This window comes from Catenulispora sp. MAP12-49 (genome assembly GCF_041262705.1).
GTDB lineage: Bacteria > Actinomycetota > Actinomycetes > Streptomycetales > Catenulisporaceae > Catenulispora.
The window spans coordinates 348,383-373,888 of the sequence record NZ_JBGCCP010000002.1 but is presented as its reverse complement, the minus strand read 5'-3'; the positions used below and the strand labels follow the sequence as shown (position 1 = coordinate 373,888).

Below are 25,506 nucleotides of genomic sequence, written 5' to 3'. Positions count from 1 at the left end.
CTTACGGGCTCGTGACCAGCGTGCCGACGTCCTCGCCCTCGCAAATGCGGCGCATGCCCTCCGGCGCGGAGACGTCGAAGATGTGCATCGGCAGCTTGTGCTCGCTGGCCAGCACGAACGCGCTCTCGTCCATGATCTTGACGCGGGCCTCGACGGCCTGGGCATGTGTCATCGTCGAGAACCGCCGCGCGGCCGGATCGAGGTTCGGGTCCCGGTCGTAGACGCCGTCGACGCCCCGCTTGGCGACCAGCAGCGCACCGGCTTCCAGCTCCAGCGCACGCTGGACGGAGGGGTAGTCGGTGGTCACGTACGGCTGCCCGATCCCGCCGGCCAGCAGCACGATCAGGCCCCGCTCCAAGTGCCGCTCGGCCCGCAACCGGATGAAGGGCTCGGCCAGACTCTGCATCGGCACGGCGGTCATGACCCGCACATCCCCGGCCCCGCGCCCGGTCAACGCACCACGCAACATCAGGGCATTCATGACGGTCCCGAGCATCCCGATGTTGTCGGCCTCAGCCCGCCCGATACCCCACCCCTCAGCCATGCGGCCCCGGAAGTAGTTGCCACCACCGACCACCACACCCACCTGCACGCCAAGACGATGCACAGCGAGAATCTCATCGGCCATCCGCGCCAGGCACTCCGGATCGACACCGCTGCCCGCAGTACCGGCGAGCGCCTCGCCACTGAGTTTGACCACGACCCGCGAATAGCGTGCCACGTTCGGACCCTGCCTTTCCGGGCCGCGCCGCTGGCGACCTGGCTCAGCCTAGACCGACGCCGAGATCGCAGAGCGCTACGGCGCCAAACTGATGCCGGGGGCGAACGTGGTCTGTTCGAACTAGGGGTAGTCCGCGGCGATGCTCGCTGGTTTCCCTTCGGCGTCATCCGCGGTGCCGAAGGGCTCGTTGTGCCAGCGCCAGGCGGCGGTGCCGTCGCCGTGGACGTGCAGCCAGAACTCGGCGACCGGTTTGCCGTCGGGGAAGCTCATCGTCAGGGTTTTGCGGACCTGCTCGTAGCACGCGTCGGCCAGTTCCCCGTCTTCGGCCTCGGCGGCGCGCTCCTGCTCGGCGAACGTCTCGCGGAACGGCTCGAAGCCGGCGGTCGGACCCGCCGCTAATCCCGTTGAGCCCGCATCCGTGATCGTGTTGGCTGGCGGGACCGGAGCGTCAGTGGCGCCGGTGGCCGCTTTGCCGTAGCAGGGAGTTGGACATGCAGGACATGGTCGTCGATCCCGGTGCCCACAATCGGGCTGCCTGGGACAAGCTTGTCCAGGAGGGCAATGAGTGGTCGCGGCCGGTGAGTACTGAGGACGTCGAGCGTGCTCGTGCGGGCGACTGGTCGATTGTCGTCATCGGGCATCAGCCTGTCGACCGGTCGTGGCTGCCGGCGGACCTGGCCGGCAAGGATGTGCTGAGTCTGGCCTCCGGGGGTGGCCAGCAGGGTCCGCTGCTTGCCGCCGCGGGGGCGCGGGTCACTGTGTTCGACAACTCGCCCGGGCAGCTTGGGCAGGACCGGATGGTGGCGGCGCGCGACGGGCTTGAGGTGCGCACTGTGCTGGGGGATATGCGTGACCTCGGTGCTTTCGGCGATGCGGTGTTCGACGTGGTGATCAACCCGGTTTCGAACTGTTTCGTCCCCGAGGTGGCGCCGGTGTGGCGTGAGTGCTTCCGTGTCCTGCGGCCGGGCGGGACTCTGCTCGCGGGTTTCCTCAACCCGGATGTGTACTTGTTCGATCCCGATGCCCTCGACGAGGGCGGCGAGCTGGTCGTCGTGCACAAGCTGCCCTACAGCGATGTCACGCACTACTCCGCCGAGGAACGCGACGCCAAGTTCGGCGCGGATGCCGCGCTCGAATACAGTCACACCCTCGCCGACCAGATCGGCGGGCAGCTCGCCGCGGGGTTCGTGGTCACCGGCTTCGCCGAGGCACCGCACCAATCCAACCCGTCCGCGCAATACATGTCGCATTATTTTGCGACGCTCGCGGTCAAGCCGGTCAGGGCCGCGCCCTGATGCGCGCGGCGCCGTCCGGTCTCGGACGGCGCCGCCAGATCCCCGCCGCGGACCGTCGCGGCCCAGCAGGCCATGGCCTCCGGCTGCGACGGTCCGCTCGCGGGCGTTACTCGCTTTGCCAGGTGAACGTGGCCTTGTCGAAGTCGCGGGCGGCCAGGTCCTCGCGGCGGATCAGCCAGTACAGGCGGCCGGTGTCGCCCCACTCCATGCCGGCGCGGCCGTCGCTGTCGACCTGCAGCAGCATCACCAGCTCCGGCAGCAGTGCCTTGCGGGCGGCCTTGGCGGCGTCGTCGTCGCCGGGGGCCAGGACGTGCGCGACCTCCTTGGTGACCGAGCCGGCCTTGGGCAGCGCGTAGCCGCCGACGCGGTGGTGCGGGGAGTGGTCGCGGCGGAAGCTGGTCAGCGCGTCGTAGAAGCCGTCGCCGTCGGCGTCGCCGACTGTCGGGTACTCGGTGTAGTCGTCGTCGGCGGCCGGGTCCTCGCCCTCGCCGAAGGCCGAGACCAGGGCCGAGTTCTCGTTGTCGGGGGCGGTCGCTATCAATTCGCCGGTGAGCATCACCCGCGGGAAGGCCTCCAGGCCCTCGGGGGCCGAGCGCGGGGCCACGTCCGGAGTGCCCTCGGGCACGTAGATCACCCGAGTGCCGCCCTTGATGCTGTCCGGGTCCAGGTACTGGACCGCGTCCTCGCCGACGCCGTTGAAGTAGAAGAAAAACAGCATGCCGGAGTCCGGCACGGGGATGTCCAGTTCAGCGACCGGGAACTCGTCGCAGTCCACGGCCGCCACGAACGACAGCGGGCCGTGGCCCTCCCACTGCGGCCATTCCACGCCGGCCGGCAGCAGCGGCTCCCCGCCGAGGTAGCCGACCAGCGGCTCACCCTCGTTCTGCTCGCGCAGGTGGAATCCCGGGCGCAGCAGCTCGATCCATGTCTTGGCGTTCTCCGGGCTGAAGAAACGCCGGCCGGCCTCGGCCAGCGGTGACTCACTGATCTCCATGCGCGGAATGCTTTCAGGTGTCCGCCCGTCGGACAACCCGTTGCGGGATGTTTGTGCCGGGCGCCTAAGAGTTCTGTCGCCCGCCACACCTAGCCCGTGATCCCGGCCTCATAAGCGAGGATGACCAGCTGGATCCGGTCGCGCGCGGCCAGCTTGGTCAGCAGGTTCGCGACGTGCGTCTTCGCCGTGGCCACGCTGATCACCAGCTCGGCGGCGATCTCGCTGTTGGCCAGGCCGCGGGCGACCAGGGCCAGCACTTCGTGTTCGCGCTCTGTGACGCCGGCCAGGCGGATGCGCTCGGCCTGGGCGCTGTGCCCGGCGCGCGGGCTCTGCTCGGCCGCGCCGCCCCGGTCGGCGAAGTCGGCGATCAGCCGCCGGGTCACGCTCGGGGCGATCAGCGCGTCGCCGGCGGCGACCACCCGCACCGCGGCCAGGATGTCGTCCAGCGCCATGTCCTTGAGCAGGAAGCCGCTGGCGCCGGCGCGCAGCGAGCCGTAGACGTTCTCGTCGTCGTCGAACGTCGTGAGCATCAGCACCTTGGTGGCCGGCGCCTCGGCCTTGATGCGGGCGGTGGCCGCGATGCCGTCCAGGCCGGGCATCCGGATGTCCATCACCACCACGTCCGGGCGCAGGTCGTGCACCAGGCGCAGGGCCTCGGCGCCGCTGCCGGCCTGCCCGGCGACCTCGATGTCCGGGGCGTCGGTGATCACCATCACCAGCCCGGCGCGGATCAGCGGCTGGTCGTCGGCGAGCAGGACCCTGATGGGGCCGGTGCCGGGGCCAGCGCCGGAGGAGGTGCCGGAGCCGGTGCCAGTGCCGGAGGAGGTCATGCCGGGATCCGCGCCCGCACCCGGAACCCGCCCTCCGGCCGCGGCCCGGCATCGAAGGACCCGTCCAGCAGCGACACCCGCTCGCGCATCCCGGCCAGCCCGAATCCGATGCCGGCGCGCGGGGCGTCGGCGAGCCCGCCGCGGCCCTCGTCGGTCACCTCGATCACCACGTCCCGCGCCTGGAAGGCGATGGCCACCCGGCACTGCCGGGTACCGGCGTGCCGCACCACGTTCGTCAGCGACTCCTGCACGATCCGGTACGCCGACAGGTCCACCTCCGCGGGCAGCGCCCGGCGCTCGCCGTCGAAGCGCACCTGGACGGCGACCCCGGCCTTCGCGGCGTTGTCGGCCAGCGCCGGCAGGTCGTCCAGCCCCGGCATCGGCGCGACGCCGTCCCGGTCGGCCTCGGCCCGGCGCAGCGCGACCACCATGTGCCGCAGCCCGGTCAGGGTCTCGCGGCTGGTGGTCTCGATGACGTCCAGCGCCTGCGCGGCCAGCACCGGCTGGGTCTGGATGCAGCGTTTGGCCGCCCCGGCCTGGATCGCCACGATCCCGATGCTGTGCGCCACCATGTCGTGCAGTTCGCGGGCGATCCGCAGCCGCTCGGCGGTGACCGCGCCGGCCGCCGCCTGCTCCCGCAGGGCCCTGCCGTGCTCGCGCCGCTCGCGGATCAGCACCCCGACGGTGAACGCGACGGCCAGCAGCAGCACGGCGTTGCTGAGCCGGCCGTAGGGCGTGGGGTCGCCCGGATCGGTCGCCAGCTCCAGCAGCGCCCAGGCCGCGAACGTCCCGACCGCGGCGGTCAGCCCGACCGGGCGCGGCCGCGCGGCCGCGACCACGGCGACCATCGCGGTCGCGCCGAGCAGCGACATCGCGCTGCCCAAGCCGAGCGCGGTCAGGACCGCCGCCCCGGCCAGCACCCCGACCAGCGCGGCCACCGGCCGGCGGCGGCAGGTCAGGATCGGTACGGCCGACAGCAGGGCCAGCTCAAGGCGCTGCGTTCCGTGGAACTGCACGGTGAACTGGCCGAGCAGCACCGGCCGGGGTCCGTTGGGCATGGTGGCGAACACCATCCAGGCGAACAGCAGCGCTCCGCCCCAGGCGAACGCGTCGAACCAGGCGGCCGGCACCCGCCGCGCGGTGCGGCGTCGCAGCCGTTGAAGAAGGGGTGCCAGAGCGTTCACGTCGTTCAGGCTAGCGATCACCGGCCGCCGGCCGCATCGGTCGGCAGGACTAGTCCGGGCGGCCAATGCGACCGCGACACGCCCGGTATTCAGCGGCAGTGGTCCCGGCCGGGTCAGACTGGGGTATGACGATCTACCACATCGCCTTGCGCGCCGACTGGGCCGACGCCCAGGCCTCAGGGCTCTACCACGTCTCCACGCGCGGTGTGACCGTGGAACAGGAGGGCTTCATCCACGCCTCCACCGCCGAGCAGGTCGAGGGCGTCGCGAACCGGTTCTACGCCGATGCGGACGCCGAGGACCTGGTGCTGCTGGTCATCGATCCTGAGCGGTTGACCGCGCCGCTGAGGTACGACCCGGTGCCCGGCGCCGACAAGCCGTTCCCGCACATCTACGGACCTTTGAACGTCGACGCCGTCACCGGAACCGCCGAGCTGCGGCGCGACGCCGGTCACCGGTTCGTGTTCGAGGGCTGAATATGTCGGCCGATCGCTGAACACAGGCGACCAGACACCGCAGAATCCTGCCATATCCGGCACCGCGGGCGTTCTTGAGTGCGGCGGCCGGCAGACCGGGGAATGTTTCGGGAAGCCTGTCCCTCTCCTCGGAAGGTGTCCCCGCGTGTACTCGATGATCCTGGCCGGCGGCAGCGGAACCCGGTTGTGGCCCCTTTCCCGGGCCGCGAACCCGAAGTTCCTGCACCGTCTCGGCGGAACCGAACAGACACTGTTGCAGGCCACTGTGGCCCGGGTGTCCGCGTTGTCGCACCCGGACCAGGTGTACGTCGTGACCGGGGTCGCGCACGCCGCGGCGGTGGCCCGCCAGCTGCCGGCCGTGCCCGAGGACAACATCCTGGTGGAGCCGGCGCCGCGGGACTCCCTCGCGGCGATCGCGCTGGCCGCAGCGGTGATCGCCCGGCGCGATGCGGACGCGGTGGTGGCCGTGTACTCCGCCGACCACCTCATAGGGCGTCAGGAGCGGTTCGAGGAGCTGATCCGGCTGGCCGCCGCGGCGGCCGGGACCGGGGCACTGGTGACCGTCGGCATCCGGCCGACCCGGGCCGAGACCGGCTTCGGCTACCTGCGCCTGGCCGAGCAGCTCTCACCCGGGGTGCACCGCGTCGAGGAGTTCCGCGAGAAGCCCTCCGCGCAGGTGGCCGCCGCCTACCTGGAGTCGGGGGAGTACCTGTGGAACGCGGGCATGTTCGTCTTCCAGGCCCGGGCCTTCCTGGCCGAGCTGGAGCGCCAGCGTCCGCGGCTGGCGGCCGGCATCGGCGCCATCGTCGAGGACTGGGACGGCCCGGAGCACGAGACCGTGTTCGGCGGAGTGTGGGACGACCTGGAGAAGATCTCCGTGGACTACGGCGTGATGGAGGGCGCCGCCGCGGCCGGCCGGGTGGTCACGGTCCCGGCCGACTTCCCCTGGAGCGACATCGGCGACTTCCACTCGCTGGGGGAGTCGCTGGACGGCGACGCCGACGGCAACGTGGTCCTCACCGACGCCGCGGTCGCGACGCTGCGCGGCGTCGAGGACTCGGTGGTGGTGTCCACGACCGGCCGGGTGGTGGCGGTGGTGGGGCTGCGCGACGTGGTGGTCGTGGACACCGAGGACGCGCTGCTGGTCTGCCCCCGCGATCGGGCGCACGAGGTGAAGCAGGTGGTGGACGGGCTGCGGGCCAGCGGGCACGACGCGCGGGTGTGAACTGTCCGGCAGGACCTTGATCTGAGGGGCTGCACAGCCCCTCAGACGTTGTCGCCGAGCGCGTACAAGTCCTCCGGCACCAGCGTCGCATTGCGCAGCAGGCCCCGGATCAGGTTGTCGTTCAGGGTGTTGCCGAGCGGCTCGACCATGCCCGGCTCCTTCACGATCCCGCGGATCGCGCCGGGTCCGGTCGACAGCCGGGCGCGCAGTTCGGATATGCGGCGCTCGACGGCCTTGGCGGTCCAGGGGTGCACCGGGTTGGGCTGGGCCTCGTTCAGGTCGTCGGCGGCCTGCTTCCAGGTCACCGGCGCCGGGTAGGGCTCGCGGCGCAGGTAGCGCTGGCTCAGGGCGATCAGCATCAGGCGCTCGACCGGGGACAGGTCGGTGACGTCCGAGGTCAGGGTGCGGGCCTGCCCGATGTCGCGGGCCGGGCGGCCGGGGTTGCCGACGATGTGCACCTCCAGCAGGTGGGTGCGGCGGTTCGGGGTCTCGATGGTCAGCGGCGTGTAGCCGGGGCCCACAGACACCTCGTGGTGCCGCAGCACCGGCTCCGTGCCGGGCATCAGGATCGGGCGCCGTCCCTCGTTGCGCAGCCACCACTCGTCGCCGTCGCAGGTGAAGATCCCCGCCAGGCGGCTGACGAACTCGTCGTCGCCGCCGATCATCACGTGCACGTCCGCCTCGGCCCGGCCGAAGTGCAGCGTGAACTTGCGCGGCGGCACCGCGAAGCCGCTGGGGCCGGACTTGACGAAGATCGTCCCGGCCGGGGCCGGCGGCACTCCGCCGGCCAGGCTCGGCAGGTTCTGCGGCAGGACTTGGGGGATGAAGTCCCGGATCTGCATGGTGGCCCTTTTCCTCGACCGCCCCGGGCGCCCGGCGGCGGCTGATTGTCCTCTGGCGGCGTACGTGGTGCCTGACGAGCAGCGTACTGGGGATCGGCGGGGAGGGGTCCCGGCCCCTCGGTGCTCCCATAGTTGCCATGGTGAACACGGATTACGTCCAGGACGACAACGTCGACAGCGAAGGCCCCTACCGGACCTTCGGGCTGGGGCTCACGGCCCAGCCGCAAGCGCGAGTAAGCATCCGCCGCGAGCACCGATGACGCGGGGCTGCCGGGCCTGAGGGGACCCCGTCCGTCGGAATGGGATGGGCGGGGTCCGCCGAGGGCGAACCAGAGATCGATCAACCACGGGTTTCCGCCGCGCCGCCGTCGTACGGGACGGCGGCGCGACGGAAGGGGCGACTGTCCCGCGGCGGGGGCCGCCGGGACGGTCGGGCCGGGACCGGCGATGGCCGCCGATGCCGGCAGGGAGTCGGGGGACTGCCTCACCGCCGGTCACGGGGCCGGTCGGCGAGGCAGGTCGATGAGGCAGATCGGGCCGAGGCGTCGGAGGGGAAGCCGGCGCCGGCTGCCAGGGGGTGTCCGACCGACGGTCACGGGGCCGTGCGGCCGGACGCGCAAGGGGGACGTCCCAGGGCCGGGGTCGGCGATGATGCCGATCCCGGCAGCAGGGACAGCAAGACAGCAGCACAGCAGAGCAGCAGGACCAGCACAGCAGAGCAGCAGGGCAGCGCGACACGCCGCCTCTCCGACGGTCACGGGGCCGTACGGCGGGGCGGTTTCGTCGTGTCCGCAGGTACCCGGCAGCACTCTTGTTCAGGCCCCTTCTTCGGTCACCCTTCGTCGCCCGTCCGGCCCAGGTGACGCCTCAAGGCACTGCGCCGTCCGGGGGTGAGCAGGCATGGAGCCCTCGTCGCGGCGGTAGGACGACCATCGGATCATCACAGGAGCCTGTCCTGCGCCAGATCGAGGGAAGTGAACGGGATGCAATGTCATAAACGTGGGCACCGTGCTCCCGCACGGTGCGTTTCCGCACTGCTGGCAGCCGGCGCGCTGCTGGCTGCCGCCGCCGACAGCCTCGGCGGCACCTCGCAGCGGCCCGCGCTCCAGAACGCGGCCCTGTCGATACCACCGGCTCTGACCGCGGCCTCCGTCTCGGCGCTGCTCGCCGAGCGCGGCGAACACCTCGCCGGGACGGGGCTCACCGACCCCGCCGACCCGGACCAGACCCGGCCGGAGCCGACCGAACGAACCCGGCGCGCGACGAAGAGCAGGAGCGCGAGCGAGAGCACGAACAGGAGGACGAGCAAGAACAGGGGCAAGAACAGGGGCAAGAACAGGAAGAAGAGGAGCACGAGCAAGGCCCCGGCCCGCCGCCATGGCGCGTCGCACAGCCGCTCGGCCAACCGCTCCCGCCCGGCCCGGCACACCAACTCCTACTCGCTGGAGCACCTGCCCCCGGCGAACTCCAGGAAGGCAGCCGCGGCCGTCCACGAGGCGCTGTCCCTGCTCGGCGTCCCCTACCGCTGGGGCGGCACCACCCGTGCCGGATTCGACTGCTCCGGCTTCACCCAGCACGTCTGGGCGGCCGCCGGCGTCAAGATCCCGCGCACCGTGCGCGCCCAGGCCCGGGCCGGCACGCACATCTCGATGAACGAGGTCCAGCCGGGCGACCTCGTGGTCTTCTATCCCACGCAGCACCACGTCGGCATCTACGTCGGCAACGGCCTGGTGATCGACTCGCCGCACACCGGCGCGACCGTCCGCCCCGACCCGGTGCGCTCCATGCCGGTCTCGGCTGTGGTGCGGGTGAACGCCTGAGCCGGCGGCCGTTTCCCGGCGGCGCCGCAGCCGCCGGGAAACGAGCCATGATGATCCGCATGAGTACCGCCGTGGACCGCGCCTACCGCGACCTGAGCCCGCTGGACGTCAGGATCCAGACCCACCGCCGCTACAGCGAGTTCGAGCACGACGTCGAGGCCGACGTACTGCGAGCCGCCGCCGTCACCGCCGCCGACCGCCTGCTCGACGTCGGCCCGGGCACCGGCACCTTCCTGGCCCGCCTGTCCGCCGCCGGACACACCGCACCGCTGGCCGCCCTGGACTTCTCCGCCGAGTCCGCCGCCACCTGCGCCCGCATCCCCGGCGTGCACGCCGCCCGCGGCGACGCCCGGGCCCTGCCGTTCGCCGACGCCGCCTTCGACGTCGTCACGGCCCGCCACATGCTCTACCACCTCGACGAGCCGCCCACCCGTCTCCCACCACCGCCCGTTAAGGAGACGCTACGCGTCCCAGGTGCACTGGCCGCCGTCGCCGAGGCCCTCCGCGTCCTGCGCCCGGGCGGCCGCTTCGCCGCCGTCGTCAACCGCGAAGCGCCCTACCCGCACCTGATGGCCGTGCTGCACGAGGTGCTGGCCGCGCACGGCATCACCCCGCCGCCCTCACCCGATGAGAACGTCCACGGCGGCAACCTGCCGGACCTGGTCGCCCACAGCTTCGACGCGGCGGGCATGACCATCCTGCGGCGCGACAACGCCCTGCTGTTCACCGAGCCCGGGCCCGTTGTGGCGTATCTGGCGTCGATCCTGACGTTGCAGGGTGTTCCGGAGGAACCGCGACTGCGCCAGGCCATCATCGCCGACCTCGATGAAACGGCTCGCGCCAGATTCCGCACCCTGCCGGGCGGAATCTGGCGCGAGCCGAAGGGCTACGTCATCGTCACCGCGACCGCTTAGCCGTCCGGGACGTCTTGCCGCGCCCGCCGTCGTCGCTGCCGCTCAGCGGCACGGCGGCCTCGGCGGTGTACGGCAGGAACGTGAACGACTGCGTGAAGTACAGCCGCACCTTCTCCGCGGTGTGCGACTCGTACCCGATCGACAGGTCCTGCCCCAGCTGGAGGCAGTAGTCGCCGCCGCGCCCGGACAGCAGCACGCCGCCGCTGATCGCCGGCGCCCAGATCACGTCGCCGTCGATGAGGCGCGCCACGTGCTCGGCGACCGGGTAGCCGTGGTCCACCGCGTCCGACAGCGCCTGGTAGGCGTCCGCGCCCAGCACCAGGTGGTAGGGCCCTTCGACGCCGGCCAGCTTCAGCTGCGTGGCCATGCGCGCCACGGTCGTCGGGTAGTCGGCCGCGTTCTCCGGCTGGAGCATCGCCGCGTTGCTGGCGAAGGGGCGCAGCCCGGTTATCCCCGCCGCCGCGTAGCCGTCGGCGATGGCCCGGTCCTCGGTGAACGCCGCGATCTTCGCCGCGTCCTTCACCGGCTGCCAGTCGCTGTCCTGGGCGCCGCGCTCCACGTCGTCGATGGCCGAGCGGTCCAGCTCGAACGGGATCCGCACCTCCACCAGCGGCTGGGCGCTGCGCAGCCGGGCCTGCACGCCGTCGTGCGGCGCGGCGATCGCCGCGGTGTGGCCGTCGCCGACCGCCCCGAGCTCCGGGCCCGCCGGCCCCGCCACGTCCACGACGCGCCGGAAGGCCAGGTACCGCAGCACCGTGCGGCGGGCCTCCTCCTCGATCTGCTCCCAGGCGGCGTCGCTGATCGGGGCGAGGTCGCGGTGCAGGTTGTTCATCAGGTCAGCTCCGTTTCAGGCTTCCGAGGCCCAGGGATCCGTCGGAAGGTCGGGGTCGTGCGGGCGGCGCGGGGGCCGCGGCGGGTGCATCAGGGGTCGCGGGGTTGGTCGCGGGGGAATCCTCGCCCGGCGCGGGCGGCGGGTCGTCCAGGAAGTCCGTGGCCGGCACGAAGAACAGCCCCCCGGTGATCGCGGTCGAGAAGTCCAGGATCCGGTCCTGGTTTCCCTCCTCGTCGCCGAGAAACATGTTCCGCAGCATCTGCTCGGTCACAGTGGGAGTGGCGCAGTACCCGATGAAATAGGTGCCGGCCTCGCCCTCCCGGAACGAGCCGAAGGCCATGTTGTGCCGCAGGATGTCCTGCTCCTCGCCGTCCGGGCCGACGATCGTGTTCAGCGCCACGTGCGAGGTCTTCGGCTTCACCGCGTCCGACAGCTCGATGTTGTCCGTCTTGGTGCGGCCGATGACCAGCGCCTGCTCGGTGTCCGACAGCGTCCGCCACGCGGCCGTGTCGTGCGTGTACTTCTGCACGATCACATAGCTGCCGCCGACGAACTCCGGATCCCGCTCGGCGTCCACCAGCGCCGCCTCGACCGCCTCGTGGCCCTCGGGGTTCTCGGTGCCGTCCACGAAACCCAGCAGGTCGCGGTTGTCGTGGTAGCGGAAGCCGTGGACCTCGTCCACGATCTTCACCGCGCCGCCCAGGCGCGTCAGGACGTGCTCGGCGAAGTCGTAGCACAGGTCCAGATGCTGGGCCCGGATGTGCAGCAGGATGTCCCCGGGCGTGGCCGGCGCCGCATGCCGCGGCCCGTCCAGCGCCACGAACGGATGCAGCTCGGCCGGGCGCGGCCCGCCGAACAGCCGGTCCCACACCGCCGAGCCGAAACCGGTGACACAGGCCAGACCGCCGCGCGGATACCCGAACCCCACGGCGCGCGCGTACGCGGTCAGATCGGGGACGACCTCGCGCACCGCGTCCTCGCCGCCGTCCTCGACGGTCAGCACCAGGAACATCGCCGCCGAGGTCAGGGGACTGACCACCGGCTGGGCGGCGTCGGCGGGGGAAAGCTTGGGCATCGGGCGGGTCTCCTCGCGGCTCGGGCGTCGCAACCATCCCGACCGTAACAGGCGCCCGATGCCCCCGCCTGTCGGGTGGTGATCATGCAGATCAGTACGTCGCGCTCTGGATGTCGCTCTCCCAGTAGGTGACGACCGCCGAGCCGTCGACGTACTGCGCGTCGTGCGGCATCACCACCGAGGCCGGCCGCCCCACCCCGCCGGCGGCGGCGCTGCTCGCCTGCAACTGCAGGAGCATGGCCGGGACGTTCCTGCCGTTCGTCCCCGAACCGTCCGCGGAACTGGTCATCACGCCCGCGTACGCCGTCGCGCCCGGCTGCAGCACCAACGCGATCGCCGGCTTGGTCGCCTGGGCCACCTGCATCGGCGTCTGCTGCGCCTCGAAGGTGCGCAGCAGCGGGTACTTGTTCAGATGGCACGGCAGCTGCGAGATGTTCTGCGCCGAGATCATCACGTGGTTGATCGGCTCGTGCAGGGGTTCGATCGTCAGCTTCAGCATGTCGGTCGAACAGTCGCGCGGCCCGCCCGGATCCGGCGTGGTCGGCTTCGGCGGCAGCGAGGAGGAGCCGGCCCCGGCGGCCGACGGGCTCGCGCCGCCGTCCACCACGCCCGACGAGGAGGAGGCCCCCGCCGTCGAGGACGCCGCGGCGGACGTGGTGGCCGAGTTGGCGGACGTGCTCGCCGCCGTCGAGGACTTCGAACCACCGCACCCCGCGGCCAGCGACACCACCGCCAGCGAGGCGGCCAGCGCCACGCCCAGCCGTATGCCGCTCGTTGTGCTCGGGCTGCTCGGACTGCTCGAATCAGAGGTGTTCATTTCGAGCAGCATGCCATGCGCCGCGGCGCGCGCCGGAACGAACCCCACAACGTTCACCGCTCGCTCTTGTGGTAGCCGTCGATCACCCGTCGGCCGGGCGCCGCGCCACGATGAAGACCATGACCCAGCCCGATTCGCCCCATCACACCCTAGACACCCTGCTCGCCGACCTGGTCGACGCCGCCCTGGTCCGCCGTGCACCGACCCGCGAGCAAGCCCTCGCACTGCTGGCCTGCGACGATGCCGACGTGCTGGACGTCGTGGCCGCCGCCGGACGAGTCCGGCGGGCCTTCTTCGGGAACCGGCTGAAGCTCAACTACCTGGTCAACATGAAGTCCGGACTGTGCCCCGAGGACTGCTTCTACTGCTCCCAGCGGCTCGGCAGCGAAGCCGAGATCCTGAAGTACTCCTGGATCAATACCGATGAGGCCGCTGACCTGGCCGCCAAGGCTGTCGGCGCCGGTGCCAAGCGGGTGTGCCTGGTCGCCTCCGGGCGCGGTCCCTCCGACCGCGACGTCGAGCGCGTCGCGGACACCGTGGCCGCCATCAAGGACGGCACGCCCGACGTCGAGGTCTGCGTCTGCCTGGGCCTGCTCAAGGACGGCCAGGCCGCGCGGCTGGCCGCTGCCGGCGCCGACGCCTACAGCCACAACCTGAACACCGCCGAGGAGAAGTACGCGGACATCTGCACCACCCACACCTTCGCCGACCGCGTCAGCACCCTGCGGGACGCCACCTCAGCCGGGCTGTCCCCGTGCTCCGGCGCCATCTTCGGCATGGGGGAGAGCGACGAGGACGTGGTCTCCGTCGCCTTCGCGCTGCGCGAGCTGGACCCGGACTCGGTGCCGGTCAACTTCCTCATCCCGTTCGAGGGCACGCCGCTGGGCGGGCGCTGGGACCTCACCCCGGCCCGCTGCCTGCGGATCCTGGCGCTGTTCCGGTTCGTCTTTCCGGACGTCGAGGTGCGGCTGGCCGGCGGGCGCGAGATCCACCTGCGCGGCCAGCAGCCGCTGGCCCTGCACCTGGCCAACGCGATCTTCCTCGGCGACTACCTGACCAGCGAGGGCGCGCCCGGTGCGGACGACCTGGCGATGATCGCCGACGCCGGGTTCAGCGTGGAGGGGCGCCAGGAGACGACGCTGCCGGCGGCGCGCGCCGAGCAGGTGGCGGTGCGGCGGCGCGGGGCGGGGACGCAGGTGCCGGCGAACACGTGAGGTGTGGTGAGCACCTGAGGTCTGGCGAACAGCTGTGCTGGGCGGTGCCGATCGCGTGCGCGTTCCCGATCGGGTCGGGGGAGTGGCGCGATCGGCGGGCGGGCCTAGGTTGGACATATGGAGACCAAATGGGGCATCACCGCGTTGATCGTCGGAGGCTACCTGGAGGCGTTCGGCCTGGCCGGGATCAATGCCGGCTCCGGCGGGGTGGTCGCGGTCTTCGCGGTGGTGCTGGTGCTCGGAGTGGTGGCCATGGGCTGGTCGATGGTGCTGCCCTGGGACGGCGCCAAGGCGCACCGTGCCGAGCACGACGCGCCGGGGCCGGTGCCGCGGCCTTGAGTGTTGATGTCTGTGACTGACATATGGGCCGCCGCGGGAGTAGCTTTCGTCTTCTGATGACCCTTTGAGCCCTTTGTGAGGAGCCAGACATGGAACTCGGGCTGCACATCCCCGACTTCACCTACCCCGGCGGCCCCGCCACGCTGGCCGACGACCTGACCCGGGTGGCCGTCGCCGCTGAGCAGGCCGGCTTCGCCCGCGTCAGCGTGATGGACCACCTGTTCCAGATCGGCAACGTCGGCCCGGCCGAGCACGAGATGCTCGAGGCGTACACCACCCTGGGCTACCTGGCGGCCCGCACCGAGAAGGTGCAGCTGCTGGCCTGGGTCACGGCGGTGACCTACCGCGAGCCCGGCCTGCTGGCCAAGGCGGTGAGCACCCTGGACGTGCTGTCCAAGGGCCGCGCCTGGCTCGGCATCGGCGCGGCCTGGAACGGCGAGGAGGCCGCGGGCCTGGGCCTGCTCTTCCCCAGCACCGCCGAGCGCTTCGAGCGCCTGGAGGAGGCCCTGCAGATCTGCCAGCAGATGTGGAGCGACAGCGAGGCGCCCTACGAGGGCAAGCACTACCACCTGGCCCGCACCCTGAACTCCCCGCAGCCCCTGCGCCCCGTACCGATCCTGATCGGAGGCGGCGGCGAGAAGAAGACCCTGCGCCTGGTCGCGAAGTACGCCCAGGCCTGCAACCTGTTCGCCACCCCGGAGTTGCCGCACAAGCTCGACGTCCTGCGCGCCCACTGCCAGACCGAGGGCCGCGACTACGACAGCATCGAGAAGACCGTGATGATGCCCCTGAACATCGGCGACAAGGGCGAGAACATCCCGGCCCTGATGGAGCAGATCCGCGGCTTCGCGGCGCTGGGCGTCGCCGAGGTGCACGGGTCCGTGCCGAATGTGTGGGAGACCGAGCGGCTGGAGCTGATCGGCCGGGAGATGATCCCGGCTATGGCGGAGTTGTAGGGGTAGGGCTGGTACCGGTTGCGGGGCGGTCGCGGGAGCGGCTGCCCCGTCAGGGAAATCCTGCCGGGTTCTGGAACCTTTGCCCCGGCGGCAGAGCGATCTGGCTGAACCAGTACGTCTCGTCCTCATCGAGGTCGCCGAGCAGGCCGCGGCGCGGCAGCTCGCGCAGGAGCCAGGCGGTCACCTCCTCGGCGATGTCCAAGGATCCGCCGAACCCGTCGATGTCCAGCTCACCGCTGCCCAGTTCCAGCGACCACCAGCGTGCCAGCTCCAGGACGGCGTGACCCGCCGCGTCTCCGGGGAACTCCGACCAGATTCGCAGCCATGAGTCGGGCTCCCGGGTCAACGGGACAAGGAATTCCAGGGCACTGATGGCGGACGGCCCGCGTCCGGCGGCGAGCTTCGTCCGCCACCAGGCGGCGAGCACCGCCTCGACGGCCCTGGTCTGGTCGCCCGGCCACTGCCGCCACCCGGCTTCCCGGAACTTGCGGGCGAGGAGCGCCTCCGCCATGAGCGGCGTCCCGCCGGTCAGCTGTCGCAGCAGGCGAGGGGTCCAGCGCCGCCAGTACCGGGCGTCGGCGGACATCGTCGTGCCCCACTTGCCGAGGGCACGGCTGAACAGCCAGTCGGGGATCTCCTCGACAGGGCCGCCGAGGATGGCGAGGTGATCGGCATCGAAGCAGTGTGTGCATGCATCGGGAGGAGCGACGCGATCGCGGTTCCTGCCGAACGCCCGATCGAGGTCGGCGAAAGCTGATTCCAGCAGCTCTGTACAGGTCAGAGGGTTGTTGACGGCCATGACGGACGATTGTGCCGCACGGTCGGCCTCGTCGGCGCGGAGTTTTCTACGGATAACAGGCCCCTTGATTCCGCGCCTCGACCAGCTGGCGCACGACATCCCGACATCCCGACCGTGTCAGCCGCGAACCGTCGCCCGACCCACCGACAGGTACGTGAACCCCGCGTCCGCCATCGCGCCCGGCTCCAGCAGGTTCCGTCCGTCGAACAGCACCGGGGCCGCCATCGCCGCGGCGGCCTCGGGCCAGTCGACGTCGCGCAGCTCGGGCCACTCGGTGACCAGCATCGCCGCGTCGGAGCCGGTCAGGGCATCGAGCGGGGAGGCGCAGCGGGTCGTCGACGACCACGGGGGAGTGGTCTGCGGCTGGGCCATGGGGTCCCAGCTCCGTACCGTGGCGCCCTCGGTCAGCAGCCGGTCCACGATCACGGTGGCCGGGGACTCGCGCATGTCGTCGGTGCCGGGCTTGAACGTCATCCCCAGCACCGCGACCGTCTTGCCGTCCAGGGTGCCCAGCTCCTCCTTCAGGCGGATCACCGCGCGGCGCCGCGTCAGCTCGTTGACCTCGATCACCGCCGACAGCAGCTGCGGGTGGTAGCCGCCGTTGACGGCCAGGGCCTTGAGGCCGATCGTGTCCTTCGGGAAGCAGCTGCCGCCCCAGCCGATGCCCGCGTTCAGGAAGCCCCGGCCCAGGCGGGCGTCGGCGCCGACCGCGTCCATCACCAGGTTCACGTCCGCGCCGGTGGCCTCGCAGATCGCCGCGGCCTCGTTCGCGAAGCTGATCTTCGTGGCCAGCAGGGCGTTCGCCATCAGCTTCACCGCCTCCGCCGACCGGACGTCCATGGCCATGACCGGCCCGTCGATGCCGTCGTGGACGGCGGCGAGGAGCTCGGCCGTGGCGTGGTCGTCCGTACCGATGACCACGCGGTCGGGGTGCATGAAGTCCTGGACCGCCCTGCCCTCCGCGGTGAACTCCGGGTTGGCGGCGTAGCCGACGTGCCGGAGACCCGCTGTGTCCAGCACTGCCCGGATGCGGGCGCCGGTTCCCACCGGGACGGTGGACTTCACCACGAACGCGCTCAGGTGCGCCGCACCCTTCATCGAGTCCACCACCGACCACACGCGGGACAGGTCGGCGTCGCCCGAGGCGGTGGGCGGTGTGTCCACACACACGAAGACGACCTGCGCGTCGGCGGCCGCGTCGTCGGCGTCGACGGTGAAGCTCAGCCGGCCGGCGTTGCGGGCGATCAGCTCGGCCAGCCCGGGTTCGAAGATCGGTATCCGGCCGGCCTGGAGCGCGGCGATCTTGTCCGAGTCGATGTCCCGCACCGCCACCGTGTGTCCGAGCTCGGCGAAGCACGCCGCCGTGACCAGGCCGATGTATCCGGCTCCGAAGATCGCGATGCGCTGCGCCATGCCGTTTCCCCTTGTCCGTCGCGAGTACAGGTCCTGCCACCCTACTCGCGCAGCTGAATTTAGATAACAGGCCCCAAACTTCTTCCCATACCTGGGTCACCACCACGTCCCACACAACCTTCTAAGGAGCCGCCTTCGGCGGCACTCTCCTAAAACAACCAGGCCGATCCCGAGTCTGCCGGGGGAGTGCGGGCAGTGCCCCTCACAATCCAGTCACCTGCCGGACATCCCACCACCACACCCACGCCATGCGCCCGACGCTTCCCTTCGCTGTGATGACGCTGAGTTCGTCCTCTGTCCGCGCCGGCCCCGGCACGGCGAGGGCGGCGCCCGCCATGTAACCCCCGGGGCGCTGTCGGAATTCGCGTGATCATCTCTATTGATATCCTGACATCGGCCAGGCCCGCGAACCCGCGCGCCGCTCCGCCGACGCGAGGATGCCCGAATGGATCAGCCGGTGTCCGCTGTGGACGCCCCCGCGGTGTACGACGCGTCGGCGTCGGCACCCGCGCCGCGAACGCTCATCGACGTGCTGCACGCCACCGCGCGTGCGCATCCCGACGCCACGGCGCTGGACGACGGCCGCCGGGCCTTGGACTACTCCGCGTTGCTGGTCGAGGCGGCGGCGATGGCCGCGCGGCTGGGCCGGGCCGGTGTGGGTGCCGGGGACCGGGTCGGGGTGCGGGTCCCGTCGGGGACCGTCGATCTCTACATCGCGATCCTCGGGGTGCTGACGGCCGGTGCGGCGTATGTGCCGGTGGACGCCGACGACCCGGACGAGCGGGCCCGGCTGGTGTTCGGCGAGGCCGAGGTGCGCGCGGTGATCGGCGAGGGGCTGCGGATCGCGGTCCAGCCGGTCCCGATGGCTTCGGACGGAACGCCGCGGCTGGCTCCGGTCGTCGAGCCGAAGCCGTCCCGTCCCCCGACGCTGGCCGACGACGCCTGGATCATCTTCACCTCGGGCTCGACGGGCAAGCCGAAGGGCGTGGCGGTGACGCACCGCAACGCGGCGGCGTTCGTAGACGCCGAGGCCGGCCTGTTCCTGCGTCAGGCACCGATCGCCACGTCGGACCGCGTGCTGGCGGGCCTGTCGGTGGCCTTCGACGCCTCCTGCGAGGAGATGTGGCTGGCCTGGCGCAACGGCGCGTGTCTGGTGCCGGCGCCGCGGGCGCTGGTGCGCAGCGGCGTGGATCTGGGGCCGTGGCTGGTGGAGAACGGCATCACGGTGGTCTCGACGGTGCCGACGCTGGCGTCGCTGTGGCCGGCCGAGGCGCTGGCGGACGTCAGGCTGCTGATCTTCGGGGGCGAGGCGTGTCCGCCGGAGCTGGCCGAGCGGCTGGCGGTGCCGGGCCGGGAGGTGTGGAACACCTATGGCCCGACCGAGGCGACGGTGGTGGCCAGTGCGGCGTTGCTGACCGGGCAGACTCCGGTGCGGATCGGGCTGCCGTTGGACGGCTGGGAGCTGGTGGTCGTCGACGACGCCGAGGAACCGGTGTCGATGGGCGCCTCGGGCCAGTTGGTGATCGGCGGGGTGGGGCTGGCGCGGTATCTGGATCCGGAGAAGGACGCTGAGAAGTACGCGCCGCTGAAGTCGATGGACTGGGATCGGGCGTATCGCAGCGGGGACCTGGTGCGGGCCGATCCGGAGGGTCTGGTGTTCCTGGGCCGGGCCGATGAACAGGTGAAGCTGGGCGGTCGCCGGATCGAGCTGGGCGAGGTGGACGCGGCGCTGCAGGCGTTGCCGGGGGTGGCCGGTGCGGCGGCGGCGGTGAAGAGGACGGCCGGCGGTGCGGAGATCCTGGTCGGGTACGTGGTGCCGGGCGGTTTCGGGTTCGATGCCGGGCACGCGCGGGCCAAGCTGTCCGAGCAGTTGCCGGCGGCGCTGGTGCCGCGGATCGCGGTGGTCGAGGATCTGCCGGTGCGCACGTCGGGCAAGGTGGACCGCAATGCGCTGCCGTGGCCGTTGCCGGGGGTGGAGGAGCCGGTCGAGGCGGCGGAGCTGACCGTGGCCGAGGACTGGCTGGCCGAGCGCTGGTCGGCGATTCTGGGCGAGCGTCCGGCGCGCCCGGAGGTGGACTTCTTCGATTCCGGCGGCAGTTCGCTGGTGGCGGCGCGGTTCGTGTCGATTCTGCGGTCGCGCTATCCCACGGTGACCGTGCGGGACGTGTATGACAATCCGACGCTGGGCGAGCTGGCGGCGCGGTTGCTGGCGATGGCCCCGGAGGCGGTCGACGACCAGGTCGCCGAGTCGCTGCCGGAGGTGGCGCCGGTCGGGCGCGGTGCGCAGGCGGTGCAGGTGGCGGCGATGGTGCCGTTGGCGACGATCGGCGCGTTGCGCTGGCTGACGCTGCTGGCGGGGCTGGGGAACCTGGTGGACGTGCCGTGGGCGCCGCGGGTGTCGTGGTGGTGGGTGGCGGTCGGGTTCGTGGTGTTCGTCTCGCCGCCGGGCCGGATCGCGATCGCGGCCTCGGGGGTGCGCCTGCTGGTGCGGGGTGTGCGGCCGGGTGAGTATCCGCGCGGCGGGTCGGTGCATCTGCGGCTGTGGGCCGCGGAGCAGTTGGCGTGGCGGGTCGGGGTGTTGACGACGGTGACGGGGCCGTGGAACACGATGTATGCGCGGGCGTTGGGGGCGCGGCTGGGTCCGGATGTGGATCTGCATTCGCCGCCGCCGGTGACCGGGATGCTGCGGATGGACGCGGGTTCGTCGGTGGAGCCGGAGGTGGACCTGACGGGTTTCTGGGTCGACGGCGGCCGGGTGCGGGTCGGGGAGATGCGGATCGGCGCGGGTGCGTCGGTGGGTGCGCGGTCGGCGCTGCTGCCGGGTGCGCGGATCGGCGAGCGGGCGCGGATCGCGCCGGGCTCGTCGGTGGGTGGCGTGGTGCCGGCCGGTCAGGAGTGGGCGGGGTCGCCTGCTGTGCGGCTGCGCAAGGCGGAGCGGCTTCCGGAGCCGGCGCGGCGTTCGCGGGTGTGGACGCTGGTGTACGGCTCGACGGCTGTGGGTCTGGCGCTGTTCCCGCTGGTGGCGGCGTTGCCGGGCTTGGCGATCGTGGCGGGGTTCGTGCACGGCACGGCGACGGTGTGGCAGGGCTTCGGCTGGGCGTTGGTGGGTCTGCTGCCGGCCACGCCGGTGTTCGCGGTCTGCTACGCGCTGCTGACGTTGGTGTGTGTGCGGGCGCTGAGTGTGGGGATGGTCGCCGGCGATCATCCGCTGCACAGCCGCCGGGCGTGGCAGACCTGGGCGACGCTGCAGCTGATGGCGATGGCGCGGGTGTGGCTGTATCCGCTGTACGCCTCGATCCTGACGCCGTCGTGGCTGCGGGTGCTGGGCATGCGGGTCGGGCGCGGCGTGGAGATGTCGACGGTGTTGGCGGTGCCGGCGATGACGACGGTCAACGACGGCGCGTTCCTGGCCGACGACACGATGGTGGCGCCGTATGAGATGGCCGGCGGCTGGCTGCGGGTGGGGCACGCCCGGATCGGCAAGCGGGTGTTCGTGGGGAACTCCGGGATGGTGGCACCGGGTCGCAAGCTGCCGAAGGAGAGCCTGGTCGGGGTGTTGTCGGCCGCTCCGCAGAAGGCGAAGCGGGGTAAGTCGTACTTGGGGATGCCGCCGGAGCGGCTGCGGCGTCCGGGCCAGGACGTCGACGACGCGCTGACGTACAACCCGCCGCGGCGGCTGATGGTCGCGCGCGCCGTGATCGAGCTGTGTCGGCTGGTGCCGATGATGGTGACGGCCGGGGTGGCGCTGTTGGCGGTGGCGGTGGTGACGCAGATCGCGCGCAGTTGGGGTGTGGCTGCGGGGGTGTTGCTGGGTGGTGTGGTGTTCTTGGCGGTCGGGGTGTTGGCCGGTCTGATCGCCGTGGTGGCGAAGTGGGCTTTGGTGGGGCGGATCCGGGTATCGGATCAGCCGTTGTGGAGTTCGTTCGTGTGGCGCAATGAGCTGGCGGACAACTTCGTGGAGTTGGTGTCGGCGCCGTGGTTCGCGGAGACGTGGTTGGGGACGGCGCCGTTGAATCTGTGGCATCGGGCTATGGGTTCGCGGGTGGGGCGGGGTGTGTGGTGTGAGACGTATTGGCTGCCGGAGGCTGATCTGATCGTGTTGGAGGATGCGTCGACGGTGAATCGGGGGTGTGTGGTGCAGACGCATCTGTTCCATGATCGGGTGATGAGTATGGATGTGGTGCGGCTGGAGGCGGGGGCGACGTTGGGGCCGCAGGGGGTGATTCTGCCGGCGGCGCAGATCGGGGCGCAGGCGACGGTGGGTCCGGCGTCGTTGGTGATGCGGGGTGAGGCGGTGCCGGCGCATACGCGGTGGCAGGGCAATCCGATCGCGCCGTGGCCGGAGCAGGCGTGAGCGCGGGGCATGGTGTCGGCCGCGGGCTCTCGGCTCCGGCGGCGGCCGCGCCGTATTTTCCCCGGCGGGGCAACGACGGGTATGTGGTCGAGCATTACGAGCTGACGTTGGACTACCGGGTGGGGCCGAACCGGTTGTCGGCGGTGGCGGTGGTGCGGTTGTGGGCGACGTCGGCGTTGTCGTCGGTGGTTCTGGATTTCGCCGATCTGCGGGTGGATCGGGTGATTCTGGAGGATGGCCGGCGGTTGCGGTTCGACCATCGCAAGGAGAAGTTGCGGGTGATGCTTCCGGCGGCGGTGGCCGCCGGGGAGCAGGTGGTGTTGGAGATCGTGTATCGGGGGGCGCCGCGTCCGACGCCGTCGCGGTATGGGGGGCTGGGGTGGGAGCAGTTGGCGGACGGGGTGTTGGTGGCGTCGCAGCCGACGGGGGCCCCGTCGTGGTTCCCGTGCAATGACCGGCCGGATCAGAAGGCGACGTACCGGATCCAGGTGACGACGGCGTCGCAGTACCGGGTGGTGGCGAACGGCCGGCTGGCGGGGGTGGCGCACAGCGGGTCGACGTCGACGTGGACGTTCGTGCAGGACGGGCCGATGGCGACGTATCTGGCGACGTTGCAGGTCGGGGTGTATCAGCGGGTGGAGTTGCCGGGTGGGGCCGGCGGGGTGCCGTTGGCGGTGGTGGCTCCGGCGCGGCGCCTGGCGGCGGCGCGGGAGGCGCTGGGGTCGCAGGATGCGATGGTGGCGTTGTTCGGGCGGCTGTTCGGGCCGTATCCGTTCGGGGCGTACACGGTGGTGGTGACGGAGGACCGTCTTGAGATCCCGGTGGAGGCTCAGGGCGTGTCGATGTTCGGCAGCAACCACATGGAGATGGACTGGGAGGGGCAGCGGCTGATCGCGCACGAGCTGGCGCATCAGTGGTTCGGCAATTCGCTGACCCTGGGTGATTGGCGGGACATCTGGCTGCACGAGGGCTTCGCGTGTTACGCGGAGTGGTTGTGGTCGGAGGGCTCGGGCGGCCGGTCGGCGGACGAGCACGCGCGTACTTGGCACGGCCGTCTGGCGCGGTTGCCGCAGGATGTGGTGTTGGCCGATCCGGGCCCGGCGGACTTGTTCGACGACCGGGTGTACAAGCGGGGTGCGCTGACGCTGCACGCGCTGCGGCTGTCGGTGGGCGAGGACGTGTTCTTCTCGGTGCTGCGGACGTGGACGAAGCGGTTCCGGCACGCGACGGTGTCGACGGCGGAGTTCGTGCAGGTGGCGTCGGCGGTGGCGGGGCGGGATCTGGGCGGGTTCTTCCAGGCGTGGCTGTTCGAGACGCCGCTGCCCGCACTTGACGGCTGACCCGGCAGCTGACCCGGCAGCTCACTCGATAGTGGGGTTTGACCTGGGAATGGCCCCGTCGTAGCCGGCCGCGTCGCCACCATGGGGTGTATGGCGAGCGAATTCCAGCGGCGCAAGGTCGCGGGCGTTTTCACCGCGATGGACAAGGACCGCCGGGGGCACCTGGTCCAGGCCGACTTCGAGGCGCTGGCGGCCCGCTGGACGGCGGTGCGCGGGCAGCCGCCCGGGTCGTTCGACCACGAGCGCCTGCGCGGCATCATGGTGGGCTGGTGGTCCTCGTTGAGCGCGGCCGCGGCCGATCCGGAGCGGGTCCGCCTGGAGGACGTGCTGGCGGTGGTCGACGTGCTGCCCTCGATGGCCGAGGCGGTGCACGCGACGGCGGACGCCATGTTCGAGGCCGTGGACGCCAACAGCGACGGCCGCATCTCCCGGGCGGAGCACCACCAGCTCATCGAGGTCTGGAACGGCTGCCCGACCGACACCGACGAGGTGTTCGCCCTCCTGGACCTGGACGGCGACGGGTTCTTGTCGCAGCCGGAGTTCCGGGTGCTGTGGACGCAGTTCTGGGCCGGCGACGATCCGGCGGCGCCGGGGACGTGGGTGTTCGGGCGGTTCGAGCAGGCGGCTTGAGGGGCGATATCGGGTAACGATCCGCCGGTGCCGTCGTGATACTGCTGCGATGGCGGCTCACGAGTGGATAGCAGCCGCGCACGTCTCCTGGGCGACGTCTCGACCCAGCCCCACCCGGCTCGATGACACCGTCGCCCCGGCCCGCCGCGCCGCTAGTCCCCGGTGGCCTCGCGCCTCGCGATGATCCGATAGGCGTTCGAAAGCTCAAGTCGCCGGATCAAGAACCGCGGCATCACTTTGTCCAGCACCGTGGCCGCGATCAGGGCCGGGATCCCCGCGATCACCACGGCGGCGCGCGCCGTTTTCTTGAGCCGTCCCGGTCGTTCGGTGCGCCAGGGTGCTTCGTCGCGGGGGGCGATGGCGTCGATGGTGAACCAGGTGGCGGCGAGGAGGTCGACGCGGTCGTGGGCTTCGACGTGGTGTTCGGCGATGACGGTGAAGCCGAGGGTGGTCAGGCGTTGGCGGAGGTTTTGTGCGGGGATGAAGTGCAGGTGTTGGGGTTGTAGCCAGGGGAGCCAGCGGCGGCCGAGGAGTCGGGCGTAGCGGCTGGCGGGGTCGGGGACTTCGATGAGGAGGTGGCCGCCTGGGCGGAGTGCTTGGTGGGCGGCTTGGAGTTCGCGGTCGGGCTGCTCGCTGTGTTCGAGGTAGTGGAACATGCTGACGACGTCGTAGTGGCCGTTGATGGTGGGGGCGAGGTCGGGGAAGCTGCCTCGGTGGCCGTGGCGGACGCGGCCGGCTTGTTCTGCGAGTTCGGCGCCGTCGGTGAAGTCCAGGCCGTCGAAGGCGGTGTGGGGGTAGACGGTTTGGGCGGTGGCGCAGAAGTGGCCGTGGCCGGTGCCGACGTCGAGCCAGGTGCGGGGGTCGGGGGCGTGGGGGGTGAGGGCTTGGGCTCGGCGGCGGTAGGTGGTGGTGCGGCCGGCGAACATGCCGGCGGTGTTCTTCTCGCCGAGTCCGTCGTAGAAGTCGCGGTAGTAGAAGGCGAGTCCTTCGGTGTTCAGGCGCGGGTTTTGGAAGATGTGTCCGCAGTCCTGGCAGTGGTCGAGGTGGAAGTCGCCGGGTTTGTGTTGGAGCAGGTCTGTGGTGTGCAGGCGGGGGTGTAGTCGGGGGGATCGGCACCAGGGGCATTGGGTGCTGCGGGGGTGGAAGAAGTGTGCGGTGCCGGCTTTGAGTTCGGCTTCGTAGGCGGGTCTGGCTTGGGCGATGGCCTGGGTTCGGCGTGGCGGGCGGGGTTTGGTGTGGGCCACGCGGATTGATTAGCACATCTGTGACAAGGGCGCCAGGTCGGTCTTTGAGCTACACATTTCGTGTCAGGGTCGGAACAGGCTCCTTGGTGACAACTTGTCGTTTCGGGTTTACGACCCGTTATCTTCCGACATCACGTTCGATGTGCCACACTCCCTACCCGTTGGTAACTGCAAATCAGAGGCCTTACAGCC

The 25,506-nt window shown here is 71.2% G+C and carries 24 protein-coding genes; 12 read left to right on the top strand and 12 right to left on the bottom strand.

What is annotated here, in order from left to right:
* Position 1 precedes the first annotated feature (1 nt).
* Positions 2-721, bottom strand: a complete 720-nt coding sequence (gene pyrH / locus ABIA35_RS05795) for a UMP kinase (RefSeq protein ID WP_370357132.1) — start codon at positions 719-721, stop codon at positions 2-4.
* A gap of 120 nt (positions 722-841) precedes the next feature.
* A complete protein-coding gene (locus ABIA35_RS05790) occupies positions 842-991 on the bottom strand; it encodes a hypothetical protein (RefSeq protein ID WP_370357131.1) in 150 nt (49 codons plus the stop codon).
* 221 nt (positions 992-1,212) lie between these two features.
* Here ABIA35_RS05790 and ABIA35_RS05785 point away from each other — a divergent pair, with 221 nt between their 5' ends.
* Positions 1,213-2,016 carry a class I SAM-dependent methyltransferase gene (locus ABIA35_RS05785; RefSeq protein ID WP_370357130.1) on the top strand — a complete coding sequence of 268 codons (804 nt, stop codon included), beginning with the start codon at positions 1,213-1,215 and terminating at the stop codon, positions 2,014-2,016.
* Between the two features lie 106 nt (positions 2,017-2,122).
* Here the strand turns inward: ABIA35_RS05785 and ABIA35_RS05780 are convergent, their stop codons facing one another.
* The 3 genes from ABIA35_RS05780 to ABIA35_RS05770 all read right to left on the bottom strand — a co-directional run bounded on the left by ABIA35_RS05780 (position 2,123) and on the right by ABIA35_RS05770 (position 5,024).
* Positions 2,123-3,010 carry a YwqG family protein gene (locus ABIA35_RS05780; RefSeq protein WP_370357129.1) on the bottom strand — a complete coding sequence of 296 codons (888 nt, stop codon included), beginning with the start codon at positions 3,008-3,010 and terminating at the stop codon, positions 2,123-2,125.
* A gap of 89 nt (positions 3,011-3,099) precedes the next feature.
* A complete protein-coding gene (locus ABIA35_RS05775; RefSeq protein ID WP_370357128.1) occupies positions 3,100-3,840 on the bottom strand; it encodes a response regulator in 741 nt (246 codons plus the stop codon).
* A complete protein-coding gene (locus ABIA35_RS05770) occupies positions 3,837-5,024 on the bottom strand; it encodes a sensor histidine kinase (RefSeq protein ID WP_370357127.1) in 1,188 nt (395 codons plus the stop codon). Before ABIA35_RS05770 ends, ABIA35_RS05775 begins: the two co-directional genes overlap by 4 nt.
* 125 nt (positions 5,025-5,149) lie before the next feature.
* Between ABIA35_RS05770 and ABIA35_RS05765 the strand changes: the two genes are divergently transcribed.
* Positions 5,150-5,500 carry a DUF952 domain-containing protein gene (locus ABIA35_RS05765; RefSeq protein ID WP_370357126.1) on the top strand — a complete coding sequence of 117 codons (351 nt, stop codon included), beginning with the start codon at positions 5,150-5,152 and terminating at the stop codon, positions 5,498-5,500.
* 154 nt (positions 5,501-5,654) lie between these two features.
* On the top strand, positions 5,655-6,725 hold the full coding sequence (locus ABIA35_RS05760; RefSeq protein ID WP_370357401.1) for a mannose-1-phosphate guanylyltransferase: 1,071 nt from the start codon (positions 5,655-5,657) through the stop codon (positions 6,723-6,725).
* Between the two features lie 41 nt (positions 6,726-6,766).
* Here the strand turns inward: ABIA35_RS05760 and ABIA35_RS05755 are convergent, their stop codons facing one another.
* On the bottom strand, positions 6,767-7,567 hold the full coding sequence (locus ABIA35_RS05755) for an FHA domain-containing protein (protein WP_370357125.1): 801 nt from the start codon (positions 7,565-7,567) through the stop codon (positions 6,767-6,769).
* A gap of 137 nt (positions 7,568-7,704) precedes the next feature.
* Here ABIA35_RS05755 and ABIA35_RS05750 point away from each other — a divergent pair, with 137 nt between their 5' ends.
* The 3 genes from ABIA35_RS05750 to ABIA35_RS05740 all read left to right on the top strand — a co-directional run bounded on the left by ABIA35_RS05750 (position 7,705) and on the right by ABIA35_RS05740 (position 10,301).
* Entirely contained in the window at positions 7,705-7,827 is a 123-nt protein-coding gene (locus tag ABIA35_RS05750; RefSeq protein WP_370357124.1) for a hypothetical protein, read from the top strand.
* A 723-nt stretch (positions 7,828-8,550) separates the two neighbouring features.
* Entirely contained in the window at positions 8,551-9,387 is an 837-nt protein-coding gene (locus ABIA35_RS05745) for an NlpC/P60 family protein (RefSeq protein WP_370357123.1), read from the top strand.
* Positions 9,388-9,446: 59 nt separating this feature from the next.
* Positions 9,447-10,301 carry a class I SAM-dependent methyltransferase gene (locus ABIA35_RS05740; protein WP_370357122.1) on the top strand — a complete coding sequence of 285 codons (855 nt, stop codon included), beginning with the start codon at positions 9,447-9,449 and terminating at the stop codon, positions 10,299-10,301.
* Here the strand turns inward: ABIA35_RS05740 and ABIA35_RS05735 are convergent.
* The 3 genes from ABIA35_RS05735 to ABIA35_RS05725 all read right to left on the bottom strand — a co-directional run bounded on the left by ABIA35_RS05735 (position 10,285) and on the right by ABIA35_RS05725 (position 13,025).
* A complete protein-coding gene (locus ABIA35_RS05735; RefSeq protein WP_370357121.1) occupies positions 10,285-11,133 on the bottom strand; it encodes a family 1 encapsulin nanocompartment shell protein in 849 nt (282 codons plus the stop codon). The two genes, ABIA35_RS05740 and ABIA35_RS05735, sit on opposite strands and share 17 nt — an antisense overlap.
* A gap of 4 nt (positions 11,134-11,137) precedes the next feature.
* Entirely contained in the window at positions 11,138-12,208 is a 1,071-nt protein-coding gene (locus ABIA35_RS05730; protein ID WP_370357120.1) for a Dyp-type peroxidase, read from the bottom strand.
* A 91-nt stretch (positions 12,209-12,299) separates the two neighbouring features.
* Positions 12,300-13,025: a DUF4232 domain-containing protein gene (locus ABIA35_RS05725; RefSeq protein WP_370357119.1), complete on the bottom strand. Its 726-nt coding sequence runs from the start codon at positions 13,023-13,025 to the stop codon at positions 12,300-12,302.
* 110 nt (positions 13,026-13,135) lie between these two features.
* On the opposite strand from ABIA35_RS05725, the gene bioB reads away from it, so the two are divergent.
* From bioB to ABIA35_RS05710, 3 genes are all read left to right on the top strand, one after another.
* Positions 13,136-14,239 (top strand): biotin synthase BioB, encoded by a 1,104-nt coding sequence (gene bioB, locus ABIA35_RS05720; protein WP_370357118.1) that lies wholly within the window; start codon positions 13,136-13,138, stop codon positions 14,237-14,239.
* Between the two features lie 117 nt (positions 14,240-14,356).
* Complete coding sequence (locus tag ABIA35_RS05715; RefSeq protein ID WP_370357117.1) at positions 14,357-14,578, top strand: hypothetical protein; 222 nt, start codon at positions 14,357-14,359, stop codon at positions 14,576-14,578.
* Positions 14,579-14,667: 89 nt separating this feature from the next.
* On the top strand, positions 14,668-15,534 hold the full coding sequence (locus tag ABIA35_RS05710) for an LLM class F420-dependent oxidoreductase (protein WP_370357116.1): 867 nt from the start codon (positions 14,668-14,670) through the stop codon (positions 15,532-15,534).
* A gap of 49 nt (positions 15,535-15,583) precedes the next feature.
* Here ABIA35_RS05710 and ABIA35_RS05705 read toward each other — a convergent pair whose 3' ends face one another.
* Together ABIA35_RS05705 and ABIA35_RS05700 are read right to left on the bottom strand one after the other, a co-directional pair.
* Positions 15,584-16,333: a hypothetical protein gene (locus ABIA35_RS05705; protein ID WP_370357115.1), complete on the bottom strand. Its 750-nt coding sequence runs from the start codon at positions 16,331-16,333 to the stop codon at positions 15,584-15,586.
* A 117-nt stretch (positions 16,334-16,450) separates the two neighbouring features.
* Positions 16,451-17,746 (bottom strand): UDP-glucose/GDP-mannose dehydrogenase family protein, encoded by a 1,296-nt coding sequence (locus ABIA35_RS05700; protein ID WP_370357114.1) that lies wholly within the window; start codon positions 17,744-17,746, stop codon positions 16,451-16,453.
* Between the two features lie 445 nt (positions 17,747-18,191).
* Here ABIA35_RS05700 and ABIA35_RS05695 point away from each other — a divergent pair, with 445 nt between their 5' ends.
* The 3 genes from ABIA35_RS05695 (at position 18,192) to ABIA35_RS05685 (ending at position 24,070) form a co-directional block, all read left to right on the top strand.
* The gene (locus tag ABIA35_RS05695; RefSeq protein WP_370357113.1) at positions 18,192-22,100 is read left to right on the top strand and encodes a Pls/PosA family non-ribosomal peptide synthetase; all 3,909 of its coding nucleotides are present in this window, start codon (positions 18,192-18,194) and stop codon (positions 22,098-22,100) included.
* Positions 22,097-23,440 (top strand): M1 family metallopeptidase, encoded by a 1,344-nt coding sequence (locus tag ABIA35_RS05690; protein WP_370357112.1) that lies wholly within the window; start codon positions 22,097-22,099, stop codon positions 23,438-23,440. Before ABIA35_RS05695 ends, ABIA35_RS05690 begins: the two co-directional genes overlap by 4 nt.
* 90 nt (positions 23,441-23,530) lie before the next feature.
* Positions 23,531-24,070 (top strand): EF-hand domain-containing protein, encoded by a 540-nt coding sequence (locus ABIA35_RS05685; RefSeq protein WP_370357111.1) that lies wholly within the window; start codon positions 23,531-23,533, stop codon positions 24,068-24,070.
* A 152-nt stretch (positions 24,071-24,222) separates the two neighbouring features.
* On the opposite strand, the gene ABIA35_RS05680 is transcribed toward ABIA35_RS05685, so the two are convergent.
* On the bottom strand, positions 24,223-25,320 hold the full coding sequence (locus ABIA35_RS05680; RefSeq protein WP_370357400.1) for a class I SAM-dependent methyltransferase: 1,098 nt from the start codon (positions 25,318-25,320) through the stop codon (positions 24,223-24,225).
* Positions 25,321-25,506: the final 186 nt, after the last annotated feature.

Excerpts from the sequence above, each read along its gene's own strand:
- ABIA35_RS05710 (WP_370357116.1), top strand. The coding sequence starts at position 14,668 with ATGGAACTCGGGCTGCACATCCCCGACTTCACCTACCCCGGCGGCCCC.
- ABIA35_RS05705 (WP_370357115.1), bottom strand. The coding sequence starts at position 16,333 with ATGGCCGTCAACAACCCTCTGACCTGTACAGAGCTGCTGGAATCAGCT.
- ABIA35_RS05685 (WP_370357111.1), top strand. The coding sequence starts at position 23,531 with ATGGCGAGCGAATTCCAGCGGCGCAAGGTCGCGGGCGTTTTCACCGCG.
- ABIA35_RS05780 (WP_370357129.1), bottom strand. The coding sequence starts at position 3,010 with ATGGAGATCAGTGAGTCACCGCTGGCCGAGGCCGGCCGGCGTTTCTTC.
- ABIA35_RS05750 (WP_370357124.1), top strand. The coding sequence starts at position 7,705 with ATGGTGAACACGGATTACGTCCAGGACGACAACGTCGACAGCGAAGGC.
- ABIA35_RS05725 (WP_370357119.1), bottom strand. The coding sequence starts at position 13,025 with ATGAACACCTCTGATTCGAGCAGTCCGAGCAGCCCGAGCACAACGAGC.
- ABIA35_RS05695 (WP_370357113.1), top strand. The coding sequence starts at position 18,192 with ATGGATCAGCCGGTGTCCGCTGTGGACGCCCCCGCGGTGTACGACGCG.
- bioB (WP_370357118.1), top strand. The coding sequence starts at position 13,136 with ATGAAGACCATGACCCAGCCCGATTCGCCCCATCACACCCTAGACACC.
- ABIA35_RS05755 (WP_370357125.1), bottom strand. The coding sequence starts at position 7,567 with ATGCAGATCCGGGACTTCATCCCCCAAGTCCTGCCGCAGAACCTGCCG.
- ABIA35_RS05785 (WP_370357130.1), top strand. The coding sequence starts at position 1,213 with ATGCAGGACATGGTCGTCGATCCCGGTGCCCACAATCGGGCTGCCTGG.
- ABIA35_RS05735 (WP_370357121.1), bottom strand. The coding sequence starts at position 11,133 with ATGAACAACCTGCACCGCGACCTCGCCCCGATCAGCGACGCCGCCTGG.
- ABIA35_RS05700 (WP_370357114.1), bottom strand. The coding sequence starts at position 17,746 with ATGGCGCAGCGCATCGCGATCTTCGGAGCCGGATACATCGGCCTGGTC.
- ABIA35_RS05790 (WP_370357131.1), bottom strand. The coding sequence starts at position 991 with ATGAGCTTCCCCGACGGCAAACCGGTCGCCGAGTTCTGGCTGCACGTC.
- ABIA35_RS05740 (WP_370357122.1), top strand. The coding sequence starts at position 9,447 with ATGAGTACCGCCGTGGACCGCGCCTACCGCGACCTGAGCCCGCTGGAC.
- ABIA35_RS05730 (WP_370357120.1), bottom strand. The coding sequence starts at position 12,208 with ATGCCCAAGCTTTCCCCCGCCGACGCCGCCCAGCCGGTGGTCAGTCCC.
- ABIA35_RS05745 (WP_370357123.1), top strand. The coding sequence starts at position 8,551 with ATGCAATGTCATAAACGTGGGCACCGTGCTCCCGCACGGTGCGTTTCC.
- ABIA35_RS05760 (WP_370357401.1), top strand. The coding sequence starts at position 5,655 with ATGATCCTGGCCGGCGGCAGCGGAACCCGGTTGTGGCCCCTTTCCCGG.
- ABIA35_RS05775 (WP_370357128.1), bottom strand. The coding sequence starts at position 3,840 with ATGACCTCCTCCGGCACTGGCACCGGCTCCGGCACCTCCTCCGGCGCT.
- ABIA35_RS05715 (WP_370357117.1), top strand. The coding sequence starts at position 14,357 with ATGGAGACCAAATGGGGCATCACCGCGTTGATCGTCGGAGGCTACCTG.
- ABIA35_RS05765 (WP_370357126.1), top strand. The coding sequence starts at position 5,150 with ATGACGATCTACCACATCGCCTTGCGCGCCGACTGGGCCGACGCCCAG.